Source organism: Tsukamurella sp. TY48 (assembly GCF_019656655.1).
Classification (GTDB): domain Bacteria; phylum Actinomycetota; class Actinomycetes; order Mycobacteriales; family Mycobacteriaceae; genus Tsukamurella; species Tsukamurella strandjordii.
Window position 1 is genome coordinate 2,302,189 of the sequence record NZ_BPMV01000001.1, and the last position, 16,641, is coordinate 2,318,829.

The window sequence follows — 16,641 nt, forward strand, 5'->3', positions numbered from 1 at the left end:
GGCCACATCCTCTCAGTGCGGAGGCGGCCGTGGGCGAGGAGGGGAGAACGTCGAATAGCCAACGGGACAGCGATGATTCATCCGGCACACTTGTGTGCACGGAGGTGAATCAGCCTCGGTTTTGCGATCACGCCGGCGGCCAGTTGAGCTCACCCGACAGGGCGGCGCGGTTGCAAAATGAGAAGCGATCAGGTTGCGGCGGAGATCCCGGCCCGCCGGCCGAAGAAGCTGCCGTCGCCGAGGCTGGTTCCGCTGGCGTAGCCGCCCGCGCAGACGCCGGAGGTGCAGCGCCCGGCGGCGAACAGGCCGGGGATCGGCGCCCCGTCCACGTGCAGTACCCGCGAATCGACATCGGTGCGCAGCCCGCCCAGCGTGAACCCCGCCGTGAAGCCCCGCATGTCCCAGGCCGCGACCGGACCGGTGAGCGGGCGCACCCACTGCTGCTTCTTGTGCAGCAGCGGGTCGTCGCCGTCCGCCGCGTGCCGGTTGTAGGTCTCGACGGTGCTCGTGAGCGCCCCGGCGGGCAGCCCCATATCGGACTCCAACTCCTCGACCGTCTCCGCGGCCCAGGTGGGCGGCTGCCGGAAGTAGGGCGTGGAGGTCTCGGTACCGAGCGCCTCCTCGTGCGAATCCATGTCCATCACCAGGAACACCGCGTTGTCCTGCTGGATCAGCGCGGCCTGCCCGATCCGGCCGCCGTAGGTGTCCTCGGCGATGAAGCGCTGGCCGCGGCCGTTGACCAGGATGCCGCGCGCCATCATCTGCGGGTCGCCGAAGAACGCCACCTCGGTGGCGTCCATGTGCGCGAGTCCGGCGCCGGCGGCCTGTGCCATGAGGATGCCCGCACCGTCGTGCTCCTCGACGGCCGCCGCGGGCCGCCCGATGAGCCGCGGCGCGTAGGTCGCGATCATCTCCGCGTTGTAGGCGAAGCTGCCGGTGGCGAGGACCACGCCCCGGCGGGCGCGCACCGTGAGGTCCTGGCCGAACCGGCGGGCCTGGACTCCGCACACCCGGCCCTGCGCGTCACTGATCAAAGTGTGTGCGCGGATATCGAATTCGCCACGGACGCCCAATGTTTCCGCCGTCTCCACCAGAGGCTTCATCAACATGTAGCCCGCGCCGCGGACGCCGGTCTGCTTGTCGGCCATCTGCGGAACGTGACCGCGCGGGGCGGGCTGCGCGAGGGTGTTGAAGGGGGCCGCGTTCTCGCCGCCGGAGTACCCGAGGCCCTCGTCGTGCGGTACCTCCCATCCCGGCTCACCCCAGAACTCCTCCTTGAAGACCACGCCGCAGTCCACCAGCCAGTCGTAGTGCTCGGTGCTGCCGTGGGCGTAGTCGTGGATCTTCGCCTCGTCGACCCCCGGACCCAGCGCGGCCGACATGAACTTCTCCATGTTCTCCGCGGTGTCCTCGAAGCCGAGCGAGCGCTGCAGCCCGGTGCCACCGCCGAGGTAGATCCAGCCACCCGAGGCCGCGGCGGCGCCGCCCCAGCCGCCCGCCCGTTCCAGGACCAGGACCTCGGCGCCGGCGCGGGCGGCCTCGATGGCGGCGCACACACCGGCGATGCCGTAGCCGGCGATCACCACATCGGCCTCGAGATCCCAGGCGGTCACGGATTCGGCGTCGATCGGGCGTCGGCTGGTGGTCATCGGGGCTCCTCGGCAGCAGTGATGGAAACCGGTTGCATCTCTATCGTGCCCGCGGTCCACGAGGGCCGCGGCCACGGGAGATACCAGCAAGATAGGCGGATCCGCGGCCTTGATGTAGCGTTTCCGTCCAGAAAATGAGAACGTGTTCTAGTATCGGTTCCACCGGCAGGCGCGATGCCCGTCCGAGAGTCGCAGAGAGCGAGGAAACATGAGCGAACAGAGCGTCAGCGCCGTGCTGGCCGAGGTGGCGGAGTTGCTGCCCACGCTCCGGGATCGCGCGCAGGAAACGGAGGACGCGCGTCGCGTTCCGGCCGAATCCATCAAGGCGCTGCAGCAGAGCGGCTTCTTCCGGCTGCTCCAGCCGAAGCGGTACGGCGGCTTCGAGGCCGATCCGATCGAGTTCTACACCGCGGTCAAGGCGCTCGCCAGCGCCTGCGGTTCCACCGGCTGGGTGGCATCGATCCTGGGCATCCATCCCTGGAACATCGCGCTCTTCGACGACCGCGCGCAGCAGGAGGTGTGGGGCGAGGATCAGGACACGCTGGTCTCCTCGTCGTACGCGCCGATGGGCAAGTCCGAGATCGTCGAGGGCGGCTACCGGCTCTCCGGCAAGTGGAGCTTCTCGTCCGGCTGCGACCACGCCACGTGGGCGCTGCTCGGCGGCCCGGCGTTCCAGGACGGCAAGCCGGTCGACTTCCTCACCTACCTGGTGCCGATCAGTGATTACACGATCAACGACGTGTGGCGCACCGTCGGCCTGCGCGGCACCGGCAGCAACGACATCGTGGTCGAGGACGTCTTCGTGCCCGCCCACCGCGCGCTCAGCTTCCAGCAGGTCTCCAAGTGCAAGGGGCCGGGCCAGGAGGTCAACACCAGCCCGCTGTACAAGCTGCCCTTCGGCTCGGTGCACCCGTCCACCATCACCGCCCCGATCATCGGCATGGCGCAGGGCGCCTACGACGCCCACGTCGAGCATCAGCGCAGCCGCGTGCGCGCCGCCTACGCGGGCGAGAACGCCAAGGAGGACCCGTTCGCCAAGGTCCGGGTGGCCGAGGCGGGCAGTGAGATCGACGCCGCCTGGCTGCAGCTCACCAGCAACATCCGCGAGGAGTTCGAGCTGGTCAAGGCCGGCGAGAAGATCCCGTTCAACCTGCGCCTGAAGGTCCGGCGCGATCAGGTGCGCGGCACCGAGCGCGCGATCTTCGCGGTGGATCGGATGTTCGAGAACTCCGGCGGCCGCGCGCTCGCCGAGGGCACCCCGATCCAGCGGTTCTGGCGCGATGCCCACGCGGGCCGGGTGCACGCCGCGAACGATCCCGAGCGGGCGTACAAGATGTTCGGCACCGGTGAGTTCGGCGAGCCGGTCATGGACGGGATGGTCTGACCGTGCCCGAGACCGAGGTCGACGTCCTCAAGGAGGGCAAGTTCGCCACCACCGCAGCCGGTCTCACGCTGCACTACCACGAGGCCGGCGAGGAGAACCGGGCCAACGGCACCGTCGTACTACTGCACGGCAGCGGCCCGGGTGTCTCCTCGTGGAGCAACTTCGGACGCAACATCCCGGTGCTGGCGCAGCGCTTCCACGTGCTCGCCGTCGATCAGCCCGGGTTCGGGCGATCGGACAAGCCCACGGAGCACCCGCAGTACTTCGTGCACAGCGCGACGGCGCTCGCGGGCCTGCTCGACACCCTCGGGATCACGGAACGCGTGCACCTGGTGGGCAACTCGCTGGGCGGCGGCACCTCGGTGCGGTTCGCTCTCGATTTCCCGGAGCGGGCGGGACGCCTCGTGCTGATGGGCCCCGGCGGCCTCAGCGTGAACACCTTCGCGCCCGACCCCACTGAGGGGCTGCGCACCCTGCAGAAGTTCTACGCCGCGCCCAGTAAGGAGCGGCTGGAGGACTTCCTGCGGATCATGGTCTTCGACCAGAAGATGATCACGCCCGAGCTGATCGAGGAGCGGTTCGAGCTCGCGCTCGACCCCGAGGCGATCGCGGCGTTCAAGGCGATGGGGAAGTCCTTCGCCTCGGCGGACTACGAGAAGGGCATGCTCTGGCGCGACGCCTACAAGCTGCGTCAGCCCGTGCTCATGATCTGGGGCCGGGAAGACAGGGTGAACCCGCTCGACGGTGCGCTACTCGCGCTCAAGCAGATCCCGCGCGCGCAGCTGCACGTCTTCGGGCAGTGCGGACACTGGGCGCAGTTGGAGAAGTTCGACGAGTTCAACCGGCTCACAGCGGATTTCCTGGCCGGGTCCAAGGAGAAGTAGGCGATGGCGATCAAGGCGCTCGGGTACATGCGCATCGAGGCCACCGATATGGCGGCTTGGCGCGAGTACGGGCTCAAGGTGCTCGGCATGATGGAGGGCACGGGCAACGACCCCGACTCGCTCTACCTGCGGATGGACGATTTCGCGGCCCGCCTGGTGATCGTGCCGGGTGAGAAGGACCGGCTGCTGGTCTCCGGCTGGGAGGTCACCGACGCGCCTGCCCTCCAGGAACTCCGGGAGACGCTCGCCGCCGCGGGCGTCGCCTTCGAGGAGGGCACGAAGGAGGAGAAGGGCGAGCGCCGCGTCGAGGGGCTGATCCGGTTCCAGGATCCCGCGGGCAACACGCTCGAGGCCTTCCACGGCGCGCAGTACCTGGGCCGCCGGTTCGTCAGCCCGTACGGGCACAAGTTCGTCACGGCGGAACAGGGCCTCGGCCACGTGGTGCTCACGTGCACCGATGACGCTGCCGCGCAGGACTTCTACCAGGGCGTGCTCGGCTTCCGGCTGCGCGATTCGATGCGTCTCCCGCCGCAGATGGTGGGCCGTCCGGCCGATGGCGATCCGGCCTGGCTGCGGTTCTACGGGTGCAACCCGCGCCACCATGCGCTGGCCTTCCTGCCGCTGCCCAACCCCACCGGCATCGTCCACCTCATGGTCGAGGTGGAGAACAGTGACGATGTGGGTCTGGCCCTCGATCGCGCCTACCGCAAGAAGGTCAAGATGTCGGCCACTCTCGGGCGGCACATCAACGACAAGATGCTGTCCTTCTACATGAAGACCCCCGGCGGATTCGATATCGAATTCGGCTGCGAGGGTATGGAGGTAGAGGACGAGAACTGGATCGCTCGCGAGTCCACCGCGGTCAGCCTGTGGGGCCACGACTTCACCATCGGCTTCAAGGAGCAGTGATGACCGAGCAGACGTCCCCCGTGAAGATCGATCCGATCGATCCGCTGGCGTATCGCACGGCCATGGGGCACTTCTGCACCGGCGTCACGGTGATCACGGCGGCCGACGAGGAGGGACCGGTGGGCTTCGCCTGCCAGTCCTTCTCCGCACTGTCGCTCGACCCGCCGCTGGTGCTGTTCTGCCCGATGAAGACCTCGGGTGCCTGGCGCACCATCGAGCGCACCGGCCGGTTCGCCGTGAACGTGCTGTCGGAGAACCAACAGGCCGTGAGCTCGGTCTTCGGTTCCCGGCACCCCGATAAATTCGGGGAGGTCCGGTGGCGGCCGTCGCCCACGGGATCGCCGCTGCTCGACGATGCGCTCAGCTGGATCGACTGCACCGTCGAGACCGTGCACGACGGCGGCGACCACCACATCGTGATCGGCCGGGTCCAGCAATTGAGCCCGCCGAATCCAGGTCGCCCGCTGCTGTTCTACCGCGGCCGGTACACCCAGACGGTGACCGATCCCGGGCAGGCGATCCCGCGCGCCCTCTCGCTCGACGCCTTCCTCACGTGGCCGGTCGGCGACGACTGGATGTAGTCCTCGGTGCCCATTTCCCGTTCGTGAGCCCGGCGCAGCGCGAGGCCGCACGGGTCCGGCGGGCCGACGTCCGATCGCGATCCGGGGCAGTCAGCTCGCGGGGAGCTCCGCGGTGAAGTACTCGATCACGCCCGATAGCCGCGCCGCGTCCTCCGGGAGCACCGCGCCCTCCACCCCGTACCGGCTGCCCAGCTCCACGGGGCCGCCCTCGCGCCGCACCGTCCACCCCTCGCTCGCGAGGTACTCGGCGGGGTCCTCGCGCTCGGCGTCGGCCACGAACAACGAGGTCACGTCGAAGTCGCCGAGCGGATTGTCGGGCGTCGAGTACTTCTGCTGCACGGCGCGGAAGCCGTCCAGGTCGAGCTTGCCGATCTGGCCCTCGACGGCCACCCGGCTCCCCGGTGCCGCGAGCGTCACGATGCGCTCGAACAGCAGCTTCTGGGCGTCCGAGGGCAGGTACGGGAGCAGACCCTCCACCAGCCAGGCCGACGGTGCGCCCGGGTCGAAACCGGCGGCACTGAGTGCGGCGGGCCAGTCGTCGCGCAGGTCGACGGGCACCGCGCGCAGGTGGGCCGCCGGGGTTGCCCCGTGCTCACCGAGCGTGGCGGACTTGAACGCGAGCACCTCGGGCTGGTCGAGTTCGAAGACCACGGTGGTGCTGGGCAGCTCCAGGCGGTATCCGCGGGAATCCAGCCCGGAGGCCAGGATCACCACCTGCCGGAGGCCGGCGGCGATGGCGTCGATCACGAAGTCGTCGAAGAACCGCGTGCGGATGCCGAGGTGGCGGCTCGCACTGATCGGGCTGCCCGAATCGTCGGCGGAGGCGAGCATCGCCAGGGTGCGCGGGTCGCCGGCCGCCTCCAGGAAGACGCGCGCGTACGGGTCGTGGGCGAGGGCGTCCGGGCGATCGTTCTCCACGGCACGTGCCGCCGCCACCAGGAGGGCGGTGAACCCCACGCTGGTGGTGATGTCCCAGGTGTCGCCGTCCGTGCGCACGCTGTCCGTCATGTGAACCTCCGCCTCGTGGGGTACTTCGCTAACGAAAGTACCCGCGTTGCGGGCGCAGGACAAGAACCTGTTTCAGGAATGGATGAGCGCGCGGCGGTTCAGGAACGAGGCCGGATCGCCGAACAGCTGGGCGCTGCCGTGCGCACGCTTGAAGTACAGGTGTGCATCGTGTTCCCAGGTGATGCCGATACCGCCGTGCAGCTGGATCATCTCGCCGGCCACCGCCTCGAAGGCCTCCGAGCAGTAGGCCTTCGCCGTGGCCACCGCGAGCCCGGCATCGGCATCGCCGCGGTCGAGGGCCTCGCCCGCCGCGTAGGCCGCCGAGCGTGCCGCCTCGACCAGGACGAACATGTCCGCCATCCGGTGCTTGAGGGCCTGGAAGGAGCCGATCGCGCGACCGAACTGCACCCGCGACTTCGCGTACTCGACGGTCGCCGCCAGCGCCTGCGCGGCCGCGCCCACCTGCTCCGCGGCGAGCACCGCGCAGGTCACGTCCAGTGCGTGCGCGAACACGGAGCCCGCGTCGTCGAGCACCACGGTCCCGGTCGCACCGTCGACGGTGACCTCGGCGAGGCGCCGGGTGGGATCCATCGTGGGTGTGTGCCGCCGCGACGCGGACTCGCCGTCGATCAGGTGCACCACCGTCCGGTCGCCGTCGCCGGCGACCAGCACCAGATCGTCCGCGAGATCGCCGTCGAGGACGAAGCGCGCCGTCCCGGATACCGAGCCGTCGCGCACGCGCAGCGCCCGGTCGGCGAAATCCTCGCCGGCGAAGGCGACCGCCGCCGTGCGGGTGCCCGCCGCGAGATCGCCGAGCGTGCCCGCTGCGGGCGTTCCGGCTGCGCTGAGCAGCGTGGTCGCGAATACCGCCGAGCCCAGGAAGGGCGACGGGATCAGCCGCCGACCGAGCTCCTGCGCCACGGTCTGCAGGGCGCGGACCCCGGCGCCGACACCGTCGAACTCCTCGGGGACGGCCAGCGCCGCGACGCCCACCTGCTCGCACAGCACCGCCCACAGGTCGGCGTCGTAGCCGGCGGGGGAGTCGATCGCCGCACGCAGTGCCGCGTCCGACCAGCGCCGGTCCAGCACGCTGCGGACCGCACTCGCCAGATCGTCGAGTTCCGAGCTCATCGGGCCACCGCCCGGCCGCGCACCGACTCCAGCACGACGGTGCGGTGCTCGGCCTGGGTGCCCCACGCCGATTGCAGCGCCCGGACCTTGGTGAGCCAGATCCCGAGGTCGTGCTCAGCGGTGTAGCCGATGGCGCCGTGCACCTGCAGCGCGGTGCGCGCCGCCAGGTTCGCCGCATCGGCCGCGGCGACCCGGGCCGCCGAGACGTCCCGCGCCGCATCGAGATCGACACCGGTACCGCTTCCGGACAGTGCGACCGCGGCGCCCTGCACCAGCGGCGCCGCCAGGTCCAGGCGGGTCACCACATCGGCCAACAGGTGCTTGATCGCCTGGTACTCGCCGATCAGGTGGCCGTACTGCGCACGGGCCTTCGCGTAGGCGACGGCCTCGTCGAGGAGTCGCCGCCCCGCGCCGAGCGACTGCGCGGCGACACCGAAGGCGCCGAGCAGGAGCGCGCGATCGCGGTCACCGCTCACGCCGCCCGCGGCTGCGGGCGCCGGGAACAGGCGACGGGTGGGATCCACCGATCGATGCGGACCCGCCTCGGGGGCAGCGGCTTCCGCGACAGCGCCGTCCTCCGCGACCACGAATCGCAGGTCCGCCGCATCGGCGTCGAGCAGGTAGGGCGTGCGCGGCGCGAGCGCGACGGTGCCCATCGCCCCGCCCGCGAGCGCGGGCAGGTGCCGGTCGCCGAGATCGCCCGTGAGCAGCGCCGGAAGCACTGCGATCGATTCGACCACCGGTCCCGGAACGCCGTGGTATCCCAGGGCTTCGAGCGCGACGGCGAGGTCGGCGGCATCGGCGCCCACACCGTCGTGGACCTCATCGATCGCGAGCGCGGTGACGCCGAGGTCGGCGAGCGAGGCCCAGATCTTGCGGCCGGGTTCATGGTCGCCGGTGGCCCAGGCCCGCGCGGCGGACACGGTGCCCGCCGACGACAGCAGATCGTTCAGGGACGCCGCGAAGGCGCGGTTCTCGTCCGACGGTGCGAATCTCATCGGGACCCCCGAGGTAGGCCGAGGAGACGCTCGGCGATGGTGTTGCGCTGGATCTGGTCGGTGCCGCCGTAGATCGGGCCGGCCAGGGAGAACAGGTAGCCGGCGGGCCACCGCCCACCGTCGGGCGCGTCCGCTCCGGTGAGCTCGCCACGCGCGCCGAGCACGTCGAGCGCGGTCTCGTGCAGGCCCACGTCCAGGTGGCTCCAGAACAGCTTGTTGACGCTCGACTCCGGGCCCAGCTCGCCGCCGTCCTGCAGCCGGGTGACGGTGCCGAAGGTGTACAGCTGGTACGCCCGCGCCCCGATCCAGGCATCGGCCACCCGCTGGGCAGCAGCCGAATCGGCTGATCCGTCCTCCCGATCCCACAGGTCCACCAGCGCATCCGCCGCGGACAGGAACCGGCCGGGGCTGCGCAGGGAGAGTCCGCGCTCGTTGTTCGCCGTGGTCATCGCGACCCGCCACCCCTGGCCGGGCTCGCCGATCACATCGGCGTCCGGAACGAAGACCTCGTCGAGGAAGATCTCGGCGAAGCCCGGTTCGCCGTCGAGCTGGGGGATCGGCCGCACCGTCACACCGGGCGCCCGCAGGTCGAACATCAGGTAGGTGAGGCCGCGGTGCCGCTCCGAACCGGGTTCGCTGCGGAACAGACCGAAGGCGCTGTCCGCGAAGGCGGCGCGCGAGCTCCAGGTCTTCTGTCCCGAGAGTTTCCAGCCGCCCTCGACGCGGGTCGCCGTGGAACGCAGGGAGGCGATATCGCTGCCCGCTTCGGGCTCCGACCACGCCTGCGCCCACACCCGCTCCGACCGCGCCATCGCGGGAAGGATGCGGGCGCGCTGCTCCTCGGTCCCGTGGCTGAACAACGTGGGGGCCAGCATGAACAGGCCGTTCTGGTTCACTCGCAGCGGTGCGCCCGAGGCGTAGTACTCCTCCTCGAACAGCACCCACTGCAGCAGCGTGGCCTCGCGGCCGCCGTACTCGCGCGGCCACGAGACGGCGGCGAGGCCGGCATCGGCCAGCACCGCGTCCCAGGCCCGGTGCGCCGCGAATCCCTCGACGGTGTCGAAGGACGGAAGCGGCTGCGCCGGAACGTTCGCGGCGAGCCAGGCCCGCACCTCATCGCGGAAGGCGAGGGTGGCCTCGTCGAACTCGAGGTCCACTACTCGGCCTTCCCGGTGGCCTTGTCATCGGTGGCGCTGCGTGCGCCGGACGCCATCGATTTGGCGTCCTGGCCGCCCAGCGAATCCCCGCCCGAGAGTTCGGCGTTGTGCGCGTGCGCGAAGTGATGCAGCCCGAACACCGAGTCCATTCCGGCGCGCATCCCCATCAGGTCCTCGCACTGGTTCACGGCCTTCTTCGTCAGCGCCAGGCCGAAACTCGGCATCTCGGCGATCCGCTCGGCCAGCGCGAGCGTCTCCTCCTCGAGCTCGGCGCGCGGCACCACCCGGTTCACCATGCCCCATTCCTTGGCCTGCTGCGCCGAGAACCGGTCGCCGGTGAACAGGAACTCCTTCGCCGCCCGCGGTCCCATCACCCACGGATGGGCGAAGTACTCCACGCCCGGGATGCCCATCCGCACCACGGGATCGGAGAAGAAGGCGTCCTCGGAGGCCACGATCAGGTCACAGCTCCAGGCCAGCATGAGCGCACCGGCGATGCAGGCGCCCTGCACCGAGGCGATCACGGGCTTCGGGATCTCCCGCCAGCGGCGGCACATCCCGAGGTACACCTCGGATTCGCGGGCGAAGCGCTGGTCGCCGCCCTCGCGTCCCACGTGGTCCCACCACAGCACGGCCTTGTTCTCGAACCGGGTGTCCACATCGCGTCCGGGCGTTCCGATGTCGTGCCCCGCCGAGAAGTGCTTGCCCGCTCCCGCCAGCACGATCGCCTTGACCGCCGGATCCTCCACGGCGCGTACGAAGGCCGCATCGAGGGCGTAGGTCATCGCGGAGTTCTGCGCATTGCGGTACTCCGGACGGTTCATGGTGACCACGGCGACGGGCCCGCGGACCTCGTAGGTCACGGGCTCCTGCTCGCTCGCGGACGTGGGGCTGTCGGTCATCGCTTCTCTCCTGATACGGGATCGGGCTCGCCGCGCAGGACGCGCTTGAGCACCTTTCCGGTGGCGTTGCGGGGGAGCTCGGCGACGAACTCCACGCTGCGGGGGACTTTGAAGTTCGCGAGGGAGCCGCGGCAGTGCTCGATCACGGCATCCTCGGTGAGCGCCTGGCCGGCGGTGAGCACGACGAAGGCCTTGCCCACCTCGCCCAGCCGGGGCTCGGGCACTCCCACGACCGCGCTCTCCGAGACCCCGGGGATCCGCGCGATCACCTGTTCCACCTCGGCGGGATACACGTTGAAGCCGCCGTTGGTGAACATGTCCTTGATGCGGTCGGTGATCCGCAGGTTCCCCGCCTCGTCCATGCTCCCGGCGTCGCCGGTGTGGAACCACCCGGCGTCGTCGAAGGCCTTGGCGGTGGCCTCGGGATCCTCGAAGTACTCGGTGATCACGTTGGGGCCGCGCACCAGGATCTCGCCGTCCTCGGCGATGCGGACCTGCATATCGCGCACGGCCCGTCCGGACGTGGTGGCGATGACCGCGGGATCGTCGTCGGCGTGGCACATGGTGACCACCGGGGCCTCGGACAGCCCGTACGCGGTGAGCACGCGGTCGTAGCGCAGTTCATCGCGCATCCGCTCGATCAGCACCACCGGAATCGTCGCTGCTCCGGTGGTCGCGGCGCGCAGGCTCGACAGGTCGTAGTGCTCGCGCTCGGGATGGTCCAGCATCATCTGGTGGATGGTGGGGACGCCGGGAAGGATCGAGATCCGTTCGCGCGCGATGAGTTCGAAGGCGCGCACCACGTCGAAGGTCTGCTCGGGGTAGATGGTGGCACCGTGCTGGAGCGCGGCCAGGATGCCCGCCTTGAATCCGAAGATGTGGAAGAACGGGCTGAGGATCAGGTAGCGGTCCGCCTCGCTGACGCCGACCAGTTCGGCCCAGTTGGCCGCGTTGGCGAGGGTCTGCGCGTGGGTACTCACGGCACCCTTGCTGCGGCCCGATGTGCCCGAGGTGAAGAAGATGTCCGACGGTGACTGCGCGGTCACGGTGGCGGCCACCGCGTCGAGTTCCGCGTCCGGGACGGTCGCGCCGCGCGCGGGGACGCCCTCCCACTCGGGAAGCCGCAGCACGGAGACGATGTCGGCGGGCAGCTCCCCGGCGGTGCTCCGTACGAGTTCGAGCCGGTCGACCCCGAGGAAGGGGCCGGCCACCACGAAGGCCCGTGCACGGGTGCGCACCAGGAGGTCCACGATCTCGGGGCCCGTGTAGCGGGTGTTCACCGGTACCAGCACGGCGCCGATGTAGGCCAGGCCCAGCGCCGCCTCGATCCACTCGTGCCCGTTGGGTGCGCAGATCGCCACCCGGTCGCCCGGGCGGACCCCGTCGGCCAGCAGCGCCTTGGCCACCGCCCGAGCCCGATCGTGGAGCTCCGCGTAGCCGATGCGGCGCTCGCCGTCGACCACCGCGGGGTGGTCCGCGAACCGCTCTGCGGCCGCGCGCAGGACCGATGCAATGGTGCCCGACATGCGAAAAGCCTCCTACCTAGCAAGTGCTTGGTAGAACACGTTACAGTGCCGGTGGTTTCTATGTAACCTGATTCCACCAAGCAATCGCTTGGTGAGCGGGAAGGAGAGCGGTGGCCACGGCGATGGACGAGTCCGATGCGCAGTACCGCGCGCGGATCCGGGACTGGCTCGCGACGAACCTGGCCGGCGAGTTCGCCGGCCTGCGGGGCGCCGGCGGCCCGGGCCGCGAACACGAGTTCTTCGAGGAGCGGATGGTGTGGGAGCGCCATCTCGCGGCCGCGGGGCTGAACTGCGTGGGGTGGCCCACCGAGTACGGAGGGGCGGGGGCCACGCTCGCCCAGCAGGTGATCTTCCACGAGGAGTACGCCCGCGCCGAGGCGCCGGCCAAGGTCTCGCACCTCGGCCAGGAACTGCTGGGCCCCACGCTCATCGCCTTCGGCACCGAGGAGCAGAAGCAGTGCTTCCTCCCCGCGATCCGCGACGTCCGCGAGCTGTGGTGCCAGGGCTATTCGGAGCCGGGCGCGGGATCCGACCTCGCCAATGTCAGCACGCAGGCCCGGCTCGAGGGCGACGAGTGGGTGATCTCCGGGCAGAAGGTGTGGACCTCTCTCGCGCACGTGGCCGACTGGTGCTTCGTGGTCGCCCGCACCGAGCCGGGGAGCGCTCGGCACAAGGGCCTGTCGTACCTCCTGGTGCCCATGGATCAGCCGGGTATAGAGGTGCGACCGATCGTGCAGCTCACCGGCACCTCCGAGTTCAACGAGGTCTTCTTCGACGGTGCGCGCACGGCCGCCGCCAATGTGGTCGGCGAACCCGGCGAGGGCTGGCGGGTCGCGATGGGCACCCTCGCCTTCGAGCGCGGTGTCGCCACCCTGGGCCAGCAACTCGGATTCCGCAGGGAGCTGCAACGACTCACCGATCTCGCGATCGACTCCGGAGCCGCCGAACGCCCCGAGATCGCCGATCGGCTGCGCCGCGCCTGGACCGAACTCGATGTGATGCGCGCCCACGCGCTGCGCACTCTGGGCTCGGCCGAGACCGGCACCGCGGAGGTCGCGAAACTGCTCTGGGCCAACTGGCACCGCGGCCTCGGCGAGATCGCGATGGCGATCCGGGGAGCCGATGGGCTGTTGGCCGACCCCGAGCTCGACGACTGGCAGCGCCTGTTCCTGTTCACCCGCGCCGACACCATCTACGGCGGCTCCAACGAGATTCAGCGCAACATCCTCGCCGAGCGCGTGCTCGGCCTGCCGAGAGAGGCTCGACCGTGACCGCGATTCCCGCACCTCCCTACCCGCAGGGCCGCAACATCCTCGAAGACCGCGTCGTCGTGGTCACCGCCGCCGCCGGCACCGGGATCGGCTCCGCCACCGCCAAGCGCTGCCTCGAAGAGGGCGCGCGCGTAGTGATCTCGGACTGGCACGAGCGGCGCCTCGGCGAGAAGCTCGACGAGCTCGCGTCCGAGTTCGGCGACCGGGTGCACGCCGTGCCCTGCGATGTGACGGTCGAGGATCAGGTGCAGGGCCTGTTCGACGGTGCCGCAGCGCGGTTCGGCCGCATCGACGTGGTGGTCAACAACGCCGGACTCGGCGGCAGCGTCGCGGTGCAGGACATGACCGACGAGCAGTGGTCCCGCGTGCTCGACGTGACCCTCACCGGCACCTTCCGCGCCACCCGCGCGGCCATCAACCGGTTCATCGGGCAGGGTGGAGGTGGAGTGATCGTCAACAACGCCTCGGTGATCGGCTGGCGGGCCCAGGCCGAACAGGCGCACTACGCCGCCGCCAAGGCCGGGGTCATGGCGCTCACCCGATGCTCCGCGGTGGATGCGGCGGAGCACGGCATCCGGATCAACGCCGTGTCCCCCAGCATCGCCATGCATCCCTTCCTCGCCAAGGTCACCTCCGATGAGCTGCTCGACGAGCTCTCGCGCCGCGAGGTCTTCGGGCGGGCGGCCGAACCCTGGGAGGTGGCGAACGTGATCGTCTTCCTGGCCTCGGACTACTCCTCGTACCTGACCGGGGAGGTGCTCTCGGTGAGCAGTCAACATGCCTAGACCCGATGTCTCGGCGCGCCGAGCCGAACTCCTGGTGGTGTGCGCGAAGCTGTTCGCCGAGAACGGCTACCGCGCCACCACCGTGCGCGATATCGCCGATGCGGCCGGGATCCTGTCGGGCAGCCTGTACCACCACTTCGACTCCAAGGAATCGATGGTGGACGAGATCCTCCGAGAGTTCCTGGGGCGCCTGTTCACCCGGTACCGCGCCGTGCTCGCCTCCGGCGCCGATCCGCGCGAGCAACTGCGCGGCTGTGTGATCGCCTCCTTCGATGCGATCGACTCCAGCCCCGAGGCGGTGGCGATCTACCAGGCCGAGGCGCGCTCGCTGGCCCAGCTCGACCGGTTCGGCTACATCGCCGACCGGCTGGACGAGTTCCGCTCCATGTGGCGCGACATCCTGACGCGCGGCGTCGAATCCGGGGACTTCCGGGCGGATCTCGACATCGACGTCACCTACCGCTTCCTCCGCGACACCGTGTGGATCGCGGTCCGGTGGTATCGCCCCGGCGGAGCGCTCACCTCCGACGCGGTGGCCCAGCAGTACCTCAGCATCCTCGAGCAGGGCATCGCCCGCCGATCCGAATCCCCAAGGGAGCAGTCATGACCGAGATCACCCCCGGCGCCTACATCATCGACGCGGTCCGTACGCCCACCGGCAAGCGCGGCGGCTCACTGGCCGGTGTGCACTCCGCCGACCTCGGCGCGCACGTGCTGCGCGCCACCGTGGAGCGGTCCGGTGTGGATCCGGCACTGATCGACGATGTGATCATGGGCTGCTGCGACACCATCGGCCCGCAGTCCGGCAACATCGCCCGCACCTCCTGGCTCGCCGCGGGACTTCCCGAACACGTTCCCGGCGTCACCGTCGACCGGCAGTGCGGGTCCAGCCAGCAGTCGGTGCATTTCGCGGCGCAGGCCGTCCTGTCCGGCACCGCCGACGCGGTGGTGGCGGCGGGCGTGCAGAACATGAGCGCGATCCCGATCAGCGCGGCCATGCTGGCCGGCCGCGAGTACGGCTTCGACGATCCGTTCTCCGGTTCCGTGGGCTGGCGTGAGCGCTACGGCGATGTGGAGGTCTCCCAGTTCACCAGCGCCGACATGATCGCCACCAAGTGGGGCATCTCGCGGCGCCGGATGGAGGAGTTCGCGCTCGCGAGCCACGAACGCGCCATCGACGCCATCGACGCCGGACGGTTCGCGGCCGAGATCGCCGCGGTGGGCGAGTTCGCGACCGACGAGACCCCGCGGCGCGGTACCAGCCTGGACAAGATGGCCGGCCTGGCCCCGCTCGCGGAGGGCTCGGCCATCACCGCGGCCGTCGCCAGCCAGATCGCCGACGGTGCCGCGGCCCTCGTCGTGGCCTCGGCCGACTTCGTCAAGGCCCACGGGCTGCGGCCCCGCGCCCGCATCCACCACATCTCGGTGCGCGCCGCCGATCCCGTGTGGATGCTCACCGGTCCGATTCCGGCCACCAAGCACGCCCTCGAGAAGACGGGGCTCACCGTCGGAGACATCGATCTGTTCGAGTGCAACGAGGCCTTCGCGTCGATCCCGCTCGCCTGGATGGACGAGCTCGGTATCCCGCACGAGAAGGTGAACGTCAACGGCGGCGGTATCGCCCTGGGGCACCCGCTGGGCGCCACGGGGGCGAAGCTGATGACCACGCTCCTGCACGAGCTCGAGCGCCGCGACGGACGCTACGCCCTGCAGACGATGTGCGAGGGCGGCGGCACCGCCAATGTCACCGTGATCGAGCGCGTGTGATCCGCACCGCTCGATGAATCAGCGCAGAACGTAACCGAAGCCGCGCACGCTGTGCACGTGGTGCCACTTCGGGGTGTCGATCTTCGAGCGCAGTCGCTGCACCGCGTTGTCGACGATGCGTGACCGGCCCAGGTAGTCGTGGCCCCATGCCTGCCGGAGCAGCGAGTCCCGCGACTGGGGCACGCCGCGCCGCGCCGCGAGGGCGAGGAGCAGGCCTATCTCGGTGGCGGTGAGCAGGACGGGATCGCCGTTGCGGGAGACGGTGCGCGTGGTGGGGTCGATCGACAGTCCGCTCTGCTCGATCGTCACCGGTCCGCCGTCGGCGGTGCCGCCCGATTCGTGCGTGCGGCAGGTCAGGGTGCAGGCGCCGGTCGACCGGGCGCGGCGCCGGATGGCGCGCAGCCGGGCGTCGATCTCGCGGTCGGACACGGGGCGCGTGACGAAGTCGTCCGCGCCCACGGTGAGCGCGGCGATGGTGTGGACCTCGTCGCGGTTCGCTCCGCCGATCATCAGGATCGGCACGTCGCTGAGCCGGCGGAGCTCCCGGCAGGCGTCGAAGGCGTCCCCGTTGTCGGAGTCGATGATGACGGCGGAGATGTCCGCCAGCGCCCGCATGGGCACGGCGTCGCTGACCGGGGCCAACAGCACCGCGTGACCCTGAGCCTCGAGTCTGGCCTCGGAAGGAACCG

16 protein-coding genes are annotated in these 16,641 nt (G+C 70.3%); 8 read left to right on the forward strand and 8 right to left on the reverse strand.

The window, feature by feature from the left end; genetic code table 11:
- Nucleotides 1-188: 188 nt before the first annotated feature.
- Nucleotides 189-1,649, reverse strand: a complete 1,461-nt coding sequence (locus tag TTY48_RS11200; RefSeq protein ID WP_220657559.1) for an FAD-dependent oxidoreductase — start codon at nt 1,647-1,649, stop codon at nt 189-191.
- Nucleotides 1,650-1,857: 208 nt separating this feature from the next.
- On the opposite strand from TTY48_RS11200, the gene hsaA reads away from it, so the two are divergent.
- Genes hsaA through hsaB form a run of 4 tightly spaced genes read left to right on the forward strand, consistent with a single transcriptional unit; the run spans nt 1,858 to nt 5,407 of the window.
- Nucleotides 1,858-3,033 (forward strand): 3-hydroxy-9,10-secoandrosta-1,3,5(10)-triene-9,17-dione monooxygenase oxygenase subunit, encoded by a 1,176-nt coding sequence (gene hsaA / locus TTY48_RS11205; RefSeq protein WP_220657560.1) that lies wholly within the window; start codon nt 1,858-1,860, stop codon nt 3,031-3,033.
- 2 nt (nt 3,034-3,035) lie between these two features.
- Nucleotides 3,036-3,917 carry a 4,5:9,10-diseco-3-hydroxy-5,9,17-trioxoandrosta-1(10),2-diene-4-oate hydrolase gene (gene hsaD, locus TTY48_RS11210; protein ID WP_220657561.1) on the forward strand — a complete coding sequence of 294 codons (882 nt, stop codon included), beginning with the start codon at nt 3,036-3,038 and terminating at the stop codon, nt 3,915-3,917.
- Nucleotides 3,918-3,920: 3 nt separating this feature from the next.
- Nucleotides 3,921-4,826, forward strand: a complete 906-nt coding sequence (gene hsaC / locus TTY48_RS11215; protein WP_220657562.1) for an iron-dependent extradiol dioxygenase HsaC — start codon at nt 3,921-3,923, stop codon at nt 4,824-4,826.
- Nucleotides 4,826-5,407: a 3-hydroxy-9,10-secoandrosta-1,3,5(10)-triene-9,17-dione monooxygenase reductase subunit gene (gene hsaB / locus TTY48_RS11220; RefSeq protein WP_220657563.1), complete on the forward strand. Its 582-nt coding sequence runs from the start codon at nt 4,826-4,828 to the stop codon at nt 5,405-5,407. The genes hsaC and hsaB overlap by 1 nt, the downstream gene beginning before the upstream one ends.
- A 90-nt stretch (nt 5,408-5,497) precedes the next feature.
- Here the strand turns inward: hsaB and TTY48_RS11225 are convergent, their stop codons facing one another.
- The 6 genes from TTY48_RS11225 to TTY48_RS11250 form a co-directional block, all read right to left on the reverse strand.
- A complete protein-coding gene (locus TTY48_RS11225) occupies nt 5,498-6,415 on the reverse strand; it encodes an SAM-dependent methyltransferase (protein WP_220657564.1) in 918 nt (305 codons plus the stop codon).
- Nucleotides 6,416-6,487: 72 nt separating this feature from the next.
- Complete coding sequence (locus tag TTY48_RS11230) at nt 6,488-7,546, reverse strand: acyl-CoA dehydrogenase family protein (RefSeq protein ID WP_220657565.1); 1,059 nt, start codon at nt 7,544-7,546, stop codon at nt 6,488-6,490.
- The gene (locus TTY48_RS11235; RefSeq protein ID WP_220657566.1) at nt 7,543-8,544 is read right to left on the reverse strand and encodes an acyl-CoA dehydrogenase family protein; all 1,002 of its coding nucleotides are present in this window, start codon (nt 8,542-8,544) and stop codon (nt 7,543-7,545) included. Before TTY48_RS11235 ends, TTY48_RS11230 begins: the two co-directional genes overlap by 4 nt.
- Nucleotides 8,541-9,701 carry an acyl-CoA dehydrogenase family protein gene (locus tag TTY48_RS11240; RefSeq protein ID WP_220657567.1) on the reverse strand — a complete coding sequence of 387 codons (1,161 nt, stop codon included), beginning with the start codon at nt 9,699-9,701 and terminating at the stop codon, nt 8,541-8,543. The genes TTY48_RS11235 and TTY48_RS11240 overlap by 4 nt, the downstream gene beginning before the upstream one ends.
- Nucleotides 9,701-10,603, reverse strand: a complete 903-nt coding sequence (locus tag TTY48_RS11245) for an enoyl-CoA hydratase (protein WP_220657568.1) — start codon at nt 10,601-10,603, stop codon at nt 9,701-9,703. The genes TTY48_RS11240 and TTY48_RS11245 overlap by 1 nt, the downstream gene beginning before the upstream one ends.
- On the reverse strand, nt 10,600-12,129 hold the full coding sequence (locus TTY48_RS11250) for a FadD3 family acyl-CoA ligase (protein ID WP_220657569.1): 1,530 nt from the start codon (nt 12,127-12,129) through the stop codon (nt 10,600-10,602). The genes TTY48_RS11245 and TTY48_RS11250 overlap by 4 nt, the downstream gene beginning before the upstream one ends.
- 122 nt (nt 12,130-12,251) lie before the next feature.
- Between TTY48_RS11250 and TTY48_RS11255 the strand changes: the two genes are divergently transcribed.
- The 4 genes from TTY48_RS11255 to TTY48_RS11270 are packed head-to-tail and all read left to right on the forward strand — an operon-like array spanning nt 12,252 to nt 15,952.
- On the forward strand, nt 12,252-13,400 hold the full coding sequence (locus TTY48_RS11255; RefSeq protein WP_220658553.1) for an acyl-CoA dehydrogenase family protein: 1,149 nt from the start codon (nt 12,252-12,254) through the stop codon (nt 13,398-13,400).
- Nucleotides 13,397-14,185, forward strand: coding sequence for an SDR family oxidoreductase (locus tag TTY48_RS11260; protein ID WP_220657570.1), 789 nt, complete (start codon nt 13,397-13,399; stop codon nt 14,183-14,185). Before TTY48_RS11255 ends, TTY48_RS11260 begins: the two co-directional genes overlap by 4 nt.
- Nucleotides 14,178-14,792: a TetR/AcrR family transcriptional regulator gene (locus TTY48_RS11265; protein WP_220657571.1), complete on the forward strand. Its 615-nt coding sequence runs from the start codon at nt 14,178-14,180 to the stop codon at nt 14,790-14,792. Before TTY48_RS11260 ends, TTY48_RS11265 begins: the two co-directional genes overlap by 8 nt.
- Complete coding sequence (locus TTY48_RS11270) at nt 14,789-15,952, forward strand: acetyl-CoA C-acetyltransferase (protein ID WP_220657572.1); 1,164 nt, start codon at nt 14,789-14,791, stop codon at nt 15,950-15,952. Before TTY48_RS11265 ends, TTY48_RS11270 begins: the two co-directional genes overlap by 4 nt.
- Before the next feature lie 18 nt (nt 15,953-15,970).
- Here TTY48_RS11270 and TTY48_RS11275 read toward each other — a convergent pair whose 3' ends face one another.
- Nucleotides 15,971-16,600 (reverse strand): response regulator transcription factor, encoded by a 630-nt coding sequence (locus tag TTY48_RS11275; protein WP_220657573.1) that lies wholly within the window; start codon nt 16,598-16,600, stop codon nt 15,971-15,973.
- Nucleotides 16,601-16,641: the final 41 nt, after the last annotated feature.